Here is a 13518-nt window from a genome sequence, read left to right on the forward strand (position 1 = left end):
TGTCAGACCGACGCGCGGCTCCTGGAGCGCAGCGCCGGGACGAGCCAGGCCGTCAGGCTCAGGAGCAGGACACCGGCGAACACGGCCGCGCCGGTCGCGAGGTCGGTGGCCGTGGCTCCCACGACGGCGTAGGCGACGGCCGGGACGAGATTGCCGAGGGCTCCCGCCCACGCCGCCCGCCGGACCGGCATCCCCGCGGCACCGGCGACGACGGCGACCGCCTCGGCCAGCACCGGCACAGGCCGCGTGACGGCGACAGCCGCGGCACCGTAGCGGGTGACGAGGCGCTCCGCCGTCTCCCGGTGCCGGGGGAGCGTCACCCGGCTGATCGTGCGCTCGCCGCGCCGGCCCAGCAGCAGGGCGACCAGCGTGGCCCCGGTTCCGCCGAGGACGGACAGTGCCGCACCGGCGGCAACGCCGAACAGGGTGCCGTGCGCGGTCATGACGACGCTCGCGGGCACCGGGACGGCCACGTCCACGGTGAGCAGGGCCACCCCGACCACGGCCGCGAAGGGCCCCGCCCCCCGCAGTGCCGGCACCGGGTCCACCAGCAGCGGGATCTCGAGGGCCTCGACGACGACGAACGAGATGAGCAGCAGGACCACGACGGTCGCGGCGAGCAGTGCGTAGGCCCATCGCCGGACCCACCGCGGTGCGTCGGCGCCCCCGGGCTGCTCTGTGTGCGGCATGTTCGCTCCTTCGCTCCGTCGCCGTCCGAAAACATACCGGCACGGGGCGGGGAAGGAGTGTCGCGCACAGGTCAGTCGACCCCGCTGCCGCCCGCGATCTCAAAGCTCCACAGCTCGGCGGACGTGCCGACCGGCCGCCGGCCGCCGTGCCCGTGGCCGCCGGACGGCTCCCCGCCGTTCTCGCCGCCCTCGCTGTGCCCGCCGTGCTCGTGTCGCGCGCCGGCGCCGGCGCCGGCGCCGGCGTCGGCCTGGCCGCCGCGGCCGTGGCCGACGGCGAACGCGTCGGACCCGCGCCACGCCTCGTAGGAGAACTCGTCTCGCCACCGCGTGATGACGAGCCAGGTGGTGCGCTCGTCGGTCGGTCGCAGCAGCTCGAAGCCGAGGAACCCGTCGACCCCCTCCATCGCACCGGCGCGGGCGGCGAAGCGGTGGGCGAGCTCGTCACCGCTGTCCGCGGGGACCGTGATGGCATTGATCTTCACGATGCTCATGCCTCCATCCTGCCCCGCGGCGCGCCCCGGCGGTCCTCGCTGCAGCGGCGCGTCCGACGTCGCCCCGCTACCTTCGGTGCATGCTGAACCTCGCGACTCTCCTGGCCAGCGAACGACAGCTCGCCACGGGCGACGGCGACACCTACCGCCGGGCCATGCGTCGGGACGCGCTGTTCGTGCTGCCCGGCATGGTCCTCGACGCCGAGGAGTGCGCCAGGGCGATGGACGTCAGCCCCGGCTGGGACGGCGTGGCCCTGACCGACGCTCAGCTGCTGCAGGTCGGCGAGGACGCCGCGTCCGTCGTCTACACGTTCGAGGGCCGGCGCGGCACCGAGGTGTACCGGGCCACCATGGCGAGCACGTACGTCGAGGAGGACGGGCGTGCCGTGCTCGTCCTGCACCAGCAGACGCCGCTGGGGTAGCCGGGGGAGGTTCGCACGAACGAGAACCGGGGTGATCGGAAGTGGAACTGACGGACCAGGGCATCACCGTGGAGCGCGTGAGCGAGCAGGACTGGCGCACGCTCCGCGACGTGCGCCTGCGCGCCCTCGCCGAGGCGCCGCAGGCGTTCGGCTCCACGCTCGAGCGTGAGCTCGCGTTCGACGAGAGCACCTGGCGGGAGCGGGCCGCGGCAGGGCGCACGTTCCTCGCCCTGCGGGCCGGCCAGGTCGTGGGACTGGCCGGCTACTACGTGGAGCCGGGGCATGAGGACGAGCGGCAGCTGGTGTCCATGTGGGTGGACCCGTACGCGCGCGGATCGGGGGCGGCGGCGCTGCTCGTCTCCGCGGTGCGCGAGGCGGCCGCGGCCGAAGGCGCACGGACACTGACGCTGTTCGTCGCGGACGGCAACGACCGGGCGCGGCACCTGTACGAGCGGCTGGGCTTCCGGTCCACCGGCGAGCGGCAGGCGCTGCCCTCGGACCCGCTGCGGGGCGAGGAGCGCTTCGCCCTGTCGTTGCGCTGAGGTGCTGGGTGGGCCGGCGCTGTCGGGCGGACGGCGCTGAGCTGTCCGGCGGCGTCGAACCGCCGGGCGGCGTAGGGCTGCCGAGCGGTGCGCCGAGCGTCAGGTGGTGCGCTGGACGCTGACGTCGCCGCTGACGGTCCGCGCCCGCAGCACGAGGGCGGGCTCGTCCGGGCCGGGCTCGGCGCCCGGCTCCAGGGTCGACCGCATCCCGCCGGACACGGTGGAGCAGTCGAGCAGGACGGCGGTGCCCTCGGCGACCCGCACGGACACGTCGCCCGACGCGGTCTTCGCCTCGACTTGGCCGTGGACCGCCCGGCGCACCGTCAGGTCACCGGAGGCGGTGCGCACGACGGCGCGCCCGGCGAGCTCCTTGACCAGCAGATCGCCCGAGCCGGTGGCCCCCTCGAGGTCCGCGACGGAACCGACGACGAGGTCCCCGGACCCTGACCGCGTGCGCAGGAACCGGCGGACCGTCCCGACCGTCGCGTCGCCCGAGCCGGTGAGCACCTGACCGGTGTCGAGCGACATCACCGTGACATCACCTGACCCGGTGGTGACGTCGACGTCGCCCGCCTCGCCGAGGTCGACGTCGCCCGAACCGGTCCGGACCGCGGCGGCGGAGAGGGCCCCCGTGCTCGTCACGTCGCCGGAGCCGGACGTGGCGTCGAGCGAGGAGCCGACGGGCACCGTCACGGTGATCCGCAGGCGCGCGCTCGGCCCGAACAGCCGGGTGCGCGACGGCGGCACCTCGATGCGCAGCGTGTCCCCGGCGAGCGCCACCAGGGTCGACTCCGCCAGCGACTGGCCGTCCTCGTCCGCCCTGGTCGGGTCGAGCCGGACGGTGGCTCCGGCGACATCGTCCGCCACGACGGTGAGGTCGCTGGACCGGGTCGCGGCCTGGACCCGGACCGGTCCGGGAACGGGGAAGTCGTGCTGGGTCATCGGGTCTCCTCGGGGAGGTGCCCCGCCGCCGGGGCGGCGGGGCACGGGACTAGAACGCGCCGTCGGCGGAGCGCCGACGCGTGGGGGCGAAGGTCGTGGTGCGCCGCGGCGCCAGGGCGCGGCGGCGGTGGACGGCCTCGGCCTCGCGGACGAGGTCACGCGCACGCGCCTCGTGCAGCTCGAGCCACTGGTCCATCAGTGCTCCCTCCTCTCGTGGTTGCGGCGGGTGCGTCGCAGGCGGGGCGTGCGGCGCTCGGTCAGGAGCTCGTCCATCGGCACGCGCAGGGCGCGCGCGGCGAACGAGTCGAGGACGCTGGGATCCATGGCGGAAGGCCTTTCTCATCGGACCCAGCCGCTCATGCGGCGACCGGTCCTGGTGACGTTCTCGGTGGTCGTGGCCGGGCCGGCCAGCGCCTGCTGGGCGGCCCGGACGAGCCAGGTGTTGACGGAGACGCCCTCGCGGCCGGCGGCCTGGTCGACCTGGGCCTTGAGGGTCTCCGGGAGGCGGAGCGAGATGCGGGCGGTGCCGCCGTCGTCCTCCGGCACGGGCGGTGCGGGAGGGGCGGGCGGCGCAGGCACCTCCGCGGGGCGGGGACGCTGCTGGACGACGACCTCGGGGTTGCCGCCACGGAGCCGTACCTCGACGACGTCACCGTCCAGCTGGACGGTGACCTCCGCGGCGACGTCCGAGGCGAGCTCCATGAGAGACAGACGCAGTGCGGGCTCGAGGCTCTGGGCAAGCCGTTCCGCCGCTTCCTGCACCTGGTCGCCGGAACCGCGGGCCGTCGTGGCCAGCGCCTGCCGGAGGGACGCGAGGTACGGGCTGAGATCCATGACATCAGCATGACGCCACTATGGCGCCACGTCAACACCTTTATGGCCTCAGCTCGTGCCGCGCCCGACTCCTGCGCGGGCGCCCGGCTAGCGGGTCGCCGTCCTGAGGAACTGCCCCGCGGCAGACCTGCGCTGCGAGGACCTGACGAGGCCGGCGCGGTTCTGGCGGCCGGCGAGGTGCAGGTACTCGTCCGCGGGGACGCCCAGGTAGCGGGCGGTGAAGGCGTCGATGATCGGGTCCATGTGGGGCCTCCTTCCGGTGGTGCTCCGGGCCGGGCGCGCGCAGGGGAGCGCGCCCGTCACCGAGCGAGGGAATCGTGCGGTACGGCCGCGGTGCGGGCCGTTCGGGCTTCCGGCCTGGGCCGGAGCGTGCGGTTGGGGTGATGCGGGGCCGTGCGCCGTCGTCGGTGGGCGGCCGGCCTCCCGCGTCAGCTCAGCCGCACGCCGCGCGGGGCGGCCGGGGCAGGCACGAGGGGCAGGGAGATCCCACCGACCACGGGAGCTCGGCCGTCGGCGATCACCGGCGCGGCCATGTCCTTCGTCGTGGTCATGGCGACATCACAGCAGGGTCCCGACGGCACGCGCAACGGATTATTCGGCCCGGTGCGCAGATGCTCGGCCCCACGCAGCGCGGGACCGGCCCGGCGGTGGTAGGCAAGAGCCATGTCCATGTCAGAGCCTTTCGAGCCGAACCTTCGCCCCGACGCCGAGGACGGCATCCCGGCGGCCGACCCCGGGCCCGGCGCACCGCCGACAGCTCCCGGGTTCGGCATCGAGGGCGAGGAGCCCGACACGGCCAGGGGTGACGGCGCACCCGGGGACGAGGACGTGGTCCGCGACGAGGGGGCGGGCACGGACGACGACACCCCGGCCGACGCGTTCTTCCGCGGTCTGGACGGGTGACCTCGCGGGCGCTCGCCGTCACCGGCGCGACGGGCCGGCTCGGTGGCCGGGTGGCGCGGCGCCTGGCCGCGGCGGGCGTGCCTCAGCGCCTCGTCGTCCGCGACGCCGCCCGTGCGCCGGACCTCCCCGGCGCGTCCGTCGCCGTGGCGGAGTACGGCGACGCGGCCGCCGCGCGCGCCGCCCTGGACGGCGTCGGCACGCTGTTCATGGTGTCCGCCTCGGAGTCGCCCCACCGGGCGGCCGAGCACCGCAGCTTCGTCGACGCCGCCGTCGCCGCGGGCGTGGAGCGGATCGTCTACGTCTCCTTCTACGGCGCCGCTCCCGACGCGACCTTCACCCACGCCCGCCTCCACCACGAGACGGAGGAGCACCTGCGGTCCACCGGCCTGGCCACCGTGATGCTCCGCGACAACCTCTACCTCGACTTCATGACGGCCCTCGTCGGGGACGACGGCGTCATCCGCGGACCGGCCGGCGACGGCCGCGTCTCCGCCGTCGCCCAGGACGACATCGCCGACGCCGCCGTCGCGATCCTGCAGGACCCGGCCGGCCACGACGGCAGGGTGTACGACCTGACCGGGCCGGAGGAGCTGACGCTGACGGAGGTCGCCGGCATCCTCGGCGCACACCTCGGGCGCCAGGTCCGCTACGTCGAGGAGAGCGTCGAGGAGGCGTACGCCTCGCGGGCGCACTACGGCGCCCCGGACTGGGAGGTCGACGCCTGGGTGAGCACCTACACGGCCATCGCCGCGGGGGAGATGGCGGGCGTCAGCCCGGACGTCCCCGAGCTCACGGGGCACCCAGGGACCACCCTCGCGGAGCTGCTGGCGCGCGGCTGAGCAGCGCGCCACCGGGCGCACCGAGGAGCTGTCACCCGGGAGGCCGGGGGCTCCGCGAGCGCGGGTCCAGGGCCGCTCGCCACCCGTTGCGCGGTGGGGTGCCGACGGCGAGACCCGCGGTGATGACATGCCGCGCCACGACGATCAGGCCGGTGGCGGCGATGCTGTCCCACTCGAGCCCGGAGGTCAGACGCAGCAGGCCGGCCGCCAGCAGGAAGTCGAGCAGGACCGGGACCGCCGCGCGCAGCCCGGCAACGGCCGCCACCCCGACGGCACACACGACCCCGGCCGCGGTGATCGCCAGGGCGAGGTTCGCCACGACGCCGTTCATGCCGGCGGCTCGAGCTCCGACCGGGTGCCGGCACGCTCGAGCTCCGCGCGTTCCTCCTTGATCTCGCGGGCGAGGAAGTAGTTGAGGCCCGTGCGGATGGCGGCGATGGCGGCGAGCTTGCCGATCTCCACGAACGTCGGGGCGACCGCGGTGGTGAGGACGTCCGCGGCGAGCTGGAACTCCAGACCCAGCGCGAGGAAGCGGCCGAGGAGCAGTCGCACGCGCACGAACCCGGACGTGTCGCGGCGCACGATGGCGACGAGGAACAGCACGAACGCGGTCACGGCTCCGACGCCGATGATGATCGCGCCCGCTGCCTCGACGAACCGGACGAGCCAGTCGACGCCCTGACGGAGCAGCTCTTCCGACCCTGACGGAGCAGCTCTTCCGACACGGTGCCTCCTCGTGGGACGGGCGGTGGCGCCCACGGTTCTCCGGCCGGCCGGGGCTCGCAACCGCAGGCGGCCTCCCGGTGCCGGGCCGGTCAGCGGCTCGCGACGGAGGCGGCGTAGGCGTCGTCGGTGGTGGACGTCCAGCCGGGCGGCAGGTCGATCGGGAAGGAGTGCCCCTCGAAGTGGCGCCACCAGGTGCGCGCCCCCGGAGGCAGGTACTCCAGCGGGGTCTGGTCGACGAGGGAGCGCAGGCGCCGCTTGAGGGCCCAGAGCTCGGAGAGGTCGGGCGCCGGACCGTCGTCGGGTGCCTCCGGCTCGGCGGAGGCGTCCTCCGGCCCCGGGCCGAGGAGGTCGACCTCGAGCTGCCAGATCTCCTTGCGGAGCGTGGTGATGTCGCGCACGAGCTGGGACTCCACCGGTCCGGCGCCCTGCACCGCCTCGGCGGCCCGCATGTAGCCGTAGTCCATGGAGATCGCGGTCAGGCCCGGGTCCACGGTGAGCACGTCGTGGACGTCGAGCTCGGGACCGATGACCACCGCGCCGGCGCGGCGGGCCCACGTCACCTCGTCGTGCAGGCCCTCGTCCGACATGATTCCCGCGGTCGAGCGCAGCACGATCGAGAGCATGTCCCTGCCCGCGTAGCTGTCCTCGCGGGGCACCCCGGGCGGCGAGGCCACGACGGCGAAGCACCGGGTGACGCCCAGCTGCTCGACCGCCACCTCGACGGGCAGCGCCTCGCGGACCCCGCCGTCGACGTAGTGCTCGTCGCCCAGCCGGATCGGCGGCAGCACGGCCGGGATGGCGCACGAGGCCCGGACGGCCTCGACGAGGTCGATCGGTCCGGCGTCCAGCTGGCGGCCCTGCCGGTCGAGGAGGGCGCCGGTCTCGGTGACGTAGCGCAGCTCGCCCGACTCCAGGCCGACGACGGCGATGCGCAGGGTGACCCCGGAGCCCGCCACCCGGGCGGGGACGAAGACCTCGGGGTCGAGGAGCCGTTCCACGATGGGGCCGAGCCGGTACATCGACTGCTCGCGCTCGGCGCCGCGCAGGATGACCTCGAGGTCCGGGCGGGCGCGGCCGACCTCGCGCAGGGCGGTGAGGAACTCCACCACACCGAGGGACCCCCAGGTGCCCTGGTCCTCCGACTCCGGCGAGGTGTCGAGCTCGGGCGCCGCCTCCGCGGCTGCCGCGGCGACCCCCACGGCTGCGGCTGCAGGGGCCGAGGGGCGGGCCCTGGTCGACGTCGGCGTCAGCCGTGGGGCGGCGAGATTGGCGACCCGGGAGAACGTCCGGCCGAGCGGACGCTGGCGCTGCTGGCGACGCGAGAAGGCCGCCACCCACTCCGGGCCCCGCTCGCGCAGCCGGGCGAACCACTCGAGCGGCACGAACATGTCCGAGCTGTGCTGCATCCCCCGCCAGACGCGTTCGAGCTCACCGACGAGGCGGCGCTGCTCGGCCGGCTCGTCGGACTGGGCCAGCACCGCGGCGAGCACGGAGCCGGCCGACGTGCCGGTGATGACGTCGGGACGGATGCCGACCTGGTCGTAGAGGTAGCGCAGCGCCCCGATCTGGAAGCTGGCGCGGGCGCCGCCCCCGCTCAGGACCAGCCCGGTCACCTCGGTCCGCCGGCGCCACGGCAGCCGCGAGAGCACGTCGTCCACCCACATGGTCCCCACAGTAGGGCGTGCCCGGTGACGCCCTCACGGCGAGGAGGTGGCCGCTACCGGGGGAGGAGGTGGCCGCCTACCGGGCGAGGTCCAGCGACTCCTCGGCGACGGCGATGACGGACCAGGTGCGGCCGTCGTCGGCGGAGAGCTCGTAGGCGGGGACGAGGAGCGCCGTCCCCGACGGCGTGGTGTACAGCGCCGGGCCGAGCCGGGCGCCGGTGATCGCGACCTCCTCGACGGGCCAGGGGACCGGGCTGCCGGGCGTCCCCGCGGGCGGCGGCCCGGTGGGCGGGGCGGCGTCGGGGCCCTGGCTGACGGAACCGGACGTGACCGGCGCGTCGGCAGAGGTGCCGTCGGTGCCCTCGGCGTCGAGAGCGTGGTTCTCGGCGGCGGCGAGCATCCGCACCTCGCCGAACGAGCCGAACCGCGGATCGCCGAGGCGGTCGACCGCGTCGGTGGGGCTGACGACCGGGACGTCGCCGAGCGCGGCGACGGGCGCGAGCATGCCGTTGACGTTCTGGACGCCGGCGGCGCTCAGGATCACGTACCACGCAAGACCGGTGCGCTCGCCGTCGACGAGCTGGTGCGCGACGACCTGCGTGACGTTCGGGTCGCCGTAGTCGTTCTCGGCCAGCTCGAACGTGGCCGGGTCGTACCCGGCGGCCGTGAGCAGGGTGCGGACGGGGGAGAGCGCGTCCTCCCCGTGCGGCGGCGGCGCGGCGTCAGGGTTGTCGTCGCACCACTCGTACGGCGCCGGCGCGGCGTCCGTGGCGACTCCCGTCGCGTCGGGGGCGGAGGTGCCCGCCTCGCTGCGGGGACACTGGTGCGGGTCCTTCGCCGGGTCGTAGAAGCTCACGGTCGTCGTGCCGTCCGGGGAGAGCATGAGGTACGCGCCGCTGCCGTCCGTGACGCCCAGCTGCCACGAGCCGCCCACGCGCTGCGGCTCGCCCTCCAGACCGAGCGCGGCGCCCAGCGCGGCGGTGCGGTCCGCGGTGAAGCTGGCTGACGGGTCGTACGTCCACGCCGGGGAGGTACCGGTCTCGTCCGAGAGACCGACGGCGTGGAAGCTCATGTGGGACCACGACGGCGCGGGGTACATGGCGGCGTCCGCCGGTGCTGACATCACCTCGGGCGCACCGGGGGAGGTGGCGCCCCCGGCGGGACCGCCCAGGCTGATGGCGGGAGCGGCGGTGGGCGCCGAGTCGCCGCTGCCGGCCCGGAGACCGAGCCCGTACCCGGCCGCGCCGAGGACGAGCGCGCCCGCGGCGACGGCGGCCACGGGCAGCCAGCTGCTCCGGCGCGAGCGCGCGGAGGTGAGGGGCGTGACCGTCGCTCCGGCGCGGCCGGCGGGCCGTGCGGTGGCGGGGGCAGCGCCGGCGGTGGCGTCGTCGCGGATCCGTGCGTCGACGGCGACGCGGAGCCTGTCGAGATCCGGGCGGGACCTCGCTGCCGGGTCCGCGGCTCGCAGCCGGTCGAGGATCTCGTCCTCAGGGGTGTCGTGGTCGGTCATCCCGATTCCTCCTGCGCTCGGCGGCCGCGGCCCGGCCGGCCTGCTACCGGGTATGTGTGCCGGCCGGCGCGGATCTTGCGCGACAGCCGGGCCTCGGGCGGGGGAGGCCCGTCATGGCGCCGGGAGGTTCCGTGCGAGGCGGACCCCGACGTCGTCGATGCGCAGCGTCGGCTGGCTGCGCCGACGCACGCCGGCCCGGCAGCTCCACGGCTCGTCGAACCACCCGCCGCCGCGCAGCACCCGGTACGGGCCGTAGACCTCCTCGTCGTACAGGTCCCAGCACCACTCCCAGACGCCGCCGAGCATGTCGTGCAGACCCCACGGGTTCGGCTGTCTCGTCCCCACCGGGCGCGGGCGGCCACCGGAATTGCCGCGGTACCAGGCGATCTCGTCGAGATCGCCGTAGCGGGGCCCGGGGGTGCCGGCGCGGCACGCCAGCTCCCACTCCGCCTCGGTGGGCAATCGGTAGCCGTCGGCCGCCCGGTCCCAGGTGACCCGGACGTCGTCGGGTGCCGGGCGGTCGTGCGGCACCCAGCCGGGAGTGACGGGCACGTGGACGGGAGTGACGGTGTAGACAGGCTGCAGTCCGTCGCGCTCGGAGAGCCGGTTGCACAGGTCCAGGGCGTCGCGCCAGGAGATCTCCGTGGCCGGCACCTCGGCAGCGGGTCCGACGAACCCGGTGACGGACCGGACCTGGTCCTGCGTCAGCGGCGTCGCACCGACGAGGAAGGGCTCGACCCGAACCGTCCATCGGCTCTGCGACCGGCGGTCGGTCAGCGTGACGTCGCGCGGTGACAGGTCGGGCGGCACGGCGATCATCGGGCTACGACCGCGCCCACGCCACGGCGAGACGCGAGCGTGCGCGCGAGAGGGCGGCGTCCGCGCCGCCGCGGGAGATGCCGAGGACCGCCGCCAGCTCCTCCCCGGCGAGGCCCTCCCACGCGTGGAGCAGCAGGATGCGGCGGTCCCGGGCGCTCAGACCGGCGAGCGCCTCGCGGACCAGCTCGTCCGTGACGACGACGTCGGCCGGGTCGTCGTCGGCCTCCGGCTCCGGCACGGCGGCAAGGGGCAGCGGCTGCTTCTTGCGCCTGTGGTTCGCCAGCACGAACCCGGCCGTGCGGTACAGCCACGGCAGCTCCGCGCCGTCGGGCACGTCGTCGCGCCGACGCCAGGCGACAGCGAGGACCTCGGCGGCCAGGTCGTCGGCGTCCTGGGGCGCACGGCGCAGCAGGTAGCGGTGCACGGCGGCGGCGTGAGCGCGGAAGAGTGCGTCGAACCACGCCTCGTCGCGTCCGTCCACGTCCCGTCCCCCTCGCTGCGGCAACAGTGCCCTCGCCCGTCTGTGTCACCGGACGCGCCCATCTTGCACTGCCGGCGTCAGCCGGCCGGCTCAGCCCTCCATGCCGGCGGTGGCGCGCACGATGAACGCCACCACGTCCACGAGGCGACCGGTGTGATCCATGACGGCCCGCTGCCGGTCGGCGCCGGTGCCGCGGGCGAGGATCCGGTCGAGGCCGGCCTCCGCGCGAGCCTCGTCGTCGTTGGCGCGCAGTGCCGGCCGCACGTGCTCGAGCAGACGGGCAAGGATCTCTCCGGCGCGCGCCGGTCTGAGGGTGGCCGGGTCGACCAGGTCTCCGGTGACGCCCTCGCGGCCCGCGTGCCAGGTGGCCAGCCGCAGCAGCATGCCGGGCACCTGAGGTGGCGGTTCCCCGGCGGCCCACTCGCCGGCCGCGGTGTCCACCAGCGCGCGGGTCAGCGCGGCGAGCAGCACGGCGTCCGCGGGGTCGAGGCACACGTCGGCGACCCGGACCTCGACCGTGGGGTAGCGGGCGGACGCGCGCGCGTCGAAGTAGACCATGCCCGTGTCGAGGATCCCGCCGGTGCCGATCATCCGGGTGACGAGGTCGTCGTAGGCCCGGACCGAGCCGAACAGCTCGGTGGGTCCGGCGGAGGGCCACCTGGTCTGCACCATCCAGCGGTAGCTGGCGTAGGCGGTGTCCTTGCCCTGCCAGTAGGGCGAGTTCGAGCTCAGGGCGAGCAGGACTGGCAGCCACACCCGGATGCGGTCCAGCACGCCGACCGCCTCCTCGCGGGACTCGACGCCGACGTGCACGTGGCAGCCGCAGGTGAGGTGGTCCGTGGTGAGGATGCCGTACCGGTCGATCATGGTCCGGTAACGCTCGGTGTCCGCGACGCGCGGTGCGACCGGGGTGGGGCACAGCCCGGAGGCCGCGACGCGCGCGCCCACCTGCCGCGCAGCCTGGCTCGCCGTGCTGCGCCACGTCCGGAGCTCTTGCTCGAGGGCGCCCAGGTCGGTGTGCGGACGGGTCTCTGTCTCGATCTGCTGCTGCTGGAGCTCCCGGGCGAGGAGCCCTCCCGGGCCCGTCGGCGGCCCGGCGGCGTCTCCGGCCTCGACCGCGCGGGCGGTGCGAGCGGTCGCGTTCGCCAGGACCTGTGCGGCCACGGACAGCGCGCGCCCGGTCGCGCTCTCGACGAGCAGCAGCTCTTCCTCGACGCCGACGGTGCGCACGTCGTCAGTGTGACAGTCACGGTCGGTCAGCAGGGGGCAGAACGTGATGTCGGAAGGCGTGCCGCAAACGGCTCGCGCTGTGACGCCCTGTGAGGATGTGCCTGTGGACGCGGGAGCGGTGGGGCAGGTCATCATCCTGGAGCTGGCCCTGCTCTCCCCTGAGGTGCGGAGGTGCCCTGGCCGGGTCGAGGAGCTCCTGGACCCGGATTTTCTCGAGATCGGCACCTCGGGGAGGCTGTGGACGCGCGCGGCGGTCGTGGCGGCCCTGGCCGAGGGGACGTCGGACGACGACGCCGCGATCGAGGCGATCGAGATGAGCGGTGCCGTCGTGGCACCGGGCCTCGTGCTGCTGACATACGTCTCTGATCCCTGTGGCCGCGCCGCCCGGCGGAGCTCGCTGTGGCGCTGCTCCGAGGGCGCGTGGCGGCTCCTCCATCACCAGGGCATGCCGCTTCCTGCCTCTTAGAGGTCCCGTTCGCCAGCGCGGCAGCGCCGTGGCCGGGACCATGTGGCTTCCTCCGTCTGGAAGGAGCGGCGATGGTCACCGAAGCCCCTTCACGTACGAGGCGCGGCGCGCGGATCGCCGGCGTGGTGGTCGCGGCGGCGCTGCGGCTGGTCGGGATCCTGCTGCTCGGGGCGTCCGCGGTGCAGGGTGCCCGCGCGTCGTGGTCCCGGTTCGGCGTGTGCTTCGGGAGCGATGTCCCGCCGGTGCCCGACCTGCCTGCGGACCGGGCGGAGGACTGGTGCGCCTACATGCAGGACCACAGGTACGACTACTTCGTGCCCGAGCACCCGTGGGTGCCGATCGCGGACGCCGCGCAGCAGGAGGGGCTCAGTCTGATGCTCCTCGGGGCCGGGCTGGCGGTGGTCTCCCTCTCGTTCGTCGGCCGCTGGTTCGTCTGGCCGGCGAGCGTCGTCGGGGGCGTCGGCTCCGGCGCGGTGTGGTTCGCCCTCGGAGTGCCGGTGTGGCGAACTGGGCTGGCGGGCGAACCGGTGGGTTTCGGCGACTGGCTCGCCGCGCACTCGCTGACCCTCTTCACGCTCCTGGCCACCGCCGGCCTGGCCGTGCTGTTCTGGCATCGCGGTGGGCGGGACGGCCGCGTCGTCGCGGTGTTCTGGGTGCTGATGACGCTCGCGCAGCCGCTGCCGGAGCTCTTCGCCTCGTCGATCCTGTGGGGCTCCCACGACACCTCCCCGTTGCGGGGGTTGTTCCGGTGCGGGGCGGTCGCGTTCGCCGGTGTGGTGGTGGCGGTGACGTTCCTGCCGCCGGCCTGGCAGGACCGGCTCGTGTCCCGTCCCCTGAGGACGGCGAGGCGGACCGCCACGGCCGCGATGTCGAGGCTTCAGGAGTGGGGCGAGCGGGTGTCGCCGCGCCGGTGGTGAGGCCGGATCCCGGCACGCGCCCCGACGACGAGCGCGACGGGCC

21 protein-coding genes are annotated in these 13518 nt (G+C 75.1%); 6 read left to right on the forward strand and 15 right to left on the reverse strand.

The genetic code is table 11. The features are described from left to right. Positions 1–2: 2 nt before the first annotated feature. Both ATJ97_RS11845 and ATJ97_RS11850 read right to left on the reverse strand, forming a co-directional pair. Entirely contained in the window at positions 3–689 is a 687-nt protein-coding gene (locus tag ATJ97_RS11845; RefSeq protein WP_098483917.1) for a VTT domain-containing protein, read from the reverse strand. Positions 690–760: 71 nt separating this feature from the next. Next, positions 761–1180, reverse strand: a complete 420-nt coding sequence (locus ATJ97_RS11850; protein WP_098483918.1) for an antibiotic biosynthesis monooxygenase family protein — start codon at positions 1178–1180, stop codon at positions 761–763. Positions 1181–1260: 80 nt separating this feature from the next. Here ATJ97_RS11850 and ATJ97_RS11855 point away from each other — a divergent pair, with 80 nt between their 5' ends. Further along, a complete protein-coding gene (locus ATJ97_RS11855; RefSeq protein ID WP_098483919.1) occupies positions 1261–1602 on the forward strand; it encodes a DUF4440 domain-containing protein in 342 nt (113 codons plus the stop codon). A 41-nt stretch (positions 1603–1643) separates the two neighbouring features. Next, positions 1644–2144 (forward strand): GNAT family N-acetyltransferase, encoded by a 501-nt coding sequence (locus tag ATJ97_RS11860; RefSeq protein WP_245862421.1) that lies wholly within the window; start codon positions 1644–1646, stop codon positions 2142–2144. A 99-nt stretch (positions 2145–2243) separates the two neighbouring features. On the opposite strand, the gene ATJ97_RS11865 is transcribed toward ATJ97_RS11860, so the two are convergent. From ATJ97_RS11865 to ATJ97_RS20585, 6 genes are all read right to left on the reverse strand, one after another. Continuing rightward, on the reverse strand, positions 2244–3086 hold the full coding sequence (locus ATJ97_RS11865; RefSeq protein ID WP_098483920.1) for a DUF4097 family beta strand repeat-containing protein: 843 nt from the start codon (positions 3084–3086) through the stop codon (positions 2244–2246). Positions 3087–3135: 49 nt separating this feature from the next. Then, on the reverse strand, positions 3136–3282 hold the full coding sequence (locus tag ATJ97_RS19825; RefSeq protein ID WP_170037406.1) for a hypothetical protein: 147 nt from the start codon (positions 3280–3282) through the stop codon (positions 3136–3138). Beyond that, complete coding sequence (locus ATJ97_RS20580; RefSeq protein WP_281254950.1) at positions 3282–3410, reverse strand: hypothetical protein; 129 nt, start codon at positions 3408–3410, stop codon at positions 3282–3284. The genes ATJ97_RS19825 and ATJ97_RS20580 overlap by 1 nt, the downstream gene beginning before the upstream one ends. A 15-nt stretch (positions 3411–3425) precedes the next feature. Continuing rightward, positions 3426–3920 carry a hypothetical protein gene (locus tag ATJ97_RS11870; protein ID WP_098483921.1) on the reverse strand — a complete coding sequence of 165 codons (495 nt, stop codon included), beginning with the start codon at positions 3918–3920 and terminating at the stop codon, positions 3426–3428. A gap of 87 nt (positions 3921–4007) precedes the next feature. After that, positions 4008–4163 (reverse strand): hypothetical protein, encoded by a 156-nt coding sequence (locus ATJ97_RS19830; RefSeq protein WP_170037408.1) that lies wholly within the window; start codon positions 4161–4163, stop codon positions 4008–4010. 185 nt (positions 4164–4348) lie between these two features. After that, a complete protein-coding gene (locus ATJ97_RS20585; protein WP_281254951.1) occupies positions 4349–4471 on the reverse strand; it encodes a hypothetical protein in 123 nt (40 codons plus the stop codon). Positions 4472–4589: 118 nt separating this feature from the next. On the opposite strand from ATJ97_RS20585, the gene ATJ97_RS11875 reads away from it, so the two are divergent. Both ATJ97_RS11875 and ATJ97_RS11880 read left to right on the forward strand, forming a co-directional pair. Continuing rightward, positions 4590–4823, forward strand: a complete 234-nt coding sequence (locus ATJ97_RS11875; protein WP_170037039.1) for a hypothetical protein — start codon at positions 4590–4592, stop codon at positions 4821–4823. Further along, the gene (locus ATJ97_RS11880; RefSeq protein ID WP_098483923.1) at positions 4820–5662 is read left to right on the forward strand and encodes an SDR family oxidoreductase; all 843 of its coding nucleotides are present in this window, start codon (positions 4820–4822) and stop codon (positions 5660–5662) included. Before ATJ97_RS11875 ends, ATJ97_RS11880 begins: the two co-directional genes overlap by 4 nt. Positions 5663–5693: 31 nt before the next feature. Here ATJ97_RS11880 and ATJ97_RS11885 read toward each other — a convergent pair whose 3' ends face one another. The 7 genes from ATJ97_RS11885 to ATJ97_RS11915 all read right to left on the reverse strand — a co-directional run bounded on the left by ATJ97_RS11885 (position 5694) and on the right by ATJ97_RS11915 (position 12092). Further along, entirely contained in the window at positions 5694–5993 is a 300-nt protein-coding gene (locus ATJ97_RS11885) for a hypothetical protein (RefSeq protein WP_211287193.1), read from the reverse strand. Beyond that, positions 5990–6352, reverse strand: coding sequence for a DUF1622 domain-containing protein (locus ATJ97_RS11890; protein ID WP_098485421.1), 363 nt, complete (start codon positions 6350–6352; stop codon positions 5990–5992). Before ATJ97_RS11890 ends, ATJ97_RS11885 begins: the two co-directional genes overlap by 4 nt. 125 nt (positions 6353–6477) lie before the next feature. Then, positions 6478–8052, reverse strand: a complete 1575-nt coding sequence (locus tag ATJ97_RS20060; protein WP_098483924.1) for a patatin-like phospholipase family protein — start codon at positions 8050–8052, stop codon at positions 6478–6480. 76 nt (positions 8053–8128) lie between these two features. Then, positions 8129–9562 (reverse strand): hypothetical protein, encoded by a 1434-nt coding sequence (locus tag ATJ97_RS11900; protein ID WP_098483925.1) that lies wholly within the window; start codon positions 9560–9562, stop codon positions 8129–8131. 111 nt (positions 9563–9673) lie between these two features. Further along, positions 9674–10381, reverse strand: a complete 708-nt coding sequence (locus tag ATJ97_RS11905) for a formylglycine-generating enzyme family protein (RefSeq protein ID WP_098483926.1) — start codon at positions 10379–10381, stop codon at positions 9674–9676. 4 nt (positions 10382–10385) lie between these two features. Next, on the reverse strand, positions 10386–10862 hold the full coding sequence (locus ATJ97_RS11910) for an RNA polymerase sigma factor (RefSeq protein WP_098483927.1): 477 nt from the start codon (positions 10860–10862) through the stop codon (positions 10386–10388). A gap of 90 nt (positions 10863–10952) precedes the next feature. After that, positions 10953–12092, reverse strand: a complete 1140-nt coding sequence (locus ATJ97_RS11915; protein ID WP_245862424.1) for a carboxylate-amine ligase — start codon at positions 12090–12092, stop codon at positions 10953–10955. Between the two features lie 103 nt (positions 12093–12195). Here ATJ97_RS11915 and ATJ97_RS11920 point away from each other — a divergent pair, with 103 nt between their 5' ends. Together ATJ97_RS11920 and ATJ97_RS11925 are read left to right on the forward strand one after the other, a co-directional pair. Beyond that, positions 12196–12558 carry a nuclear transport factor 2 family protein gene (locus ATJ97_RS11920; RefSeq protein ID WP_211287197.1) on the forward strand — a complete coding sequence of 121 codons (363 nt, stop codon included), beginning with the start codon at positions 12196–12198 and terminating at the stop codon, positions 12556–12558. Between the two features lie 71 nt (positions 12559–12629). Continuing rightward, positions 12630–13475: a hypothetical protein gene (locus ATJ97_RS11925; protein WP_098483929.1), complete on the forward strand. Its 846-nt coding sequence runs from the start codon at positions 12630–12632 to the stop codon at positions 13473–13475. Positions 13476–13518 lie beyond the last annotated feature (43 nt).

Source organism: Georgenia soli (assembly GCF_002563695.1).
GTDB classification, from domain to species: Bacteria; Actinomycetota; Actinomycetes; order Actinomycetales; family Actinomycetaceae; genus Georgenia; species Georgenia soli.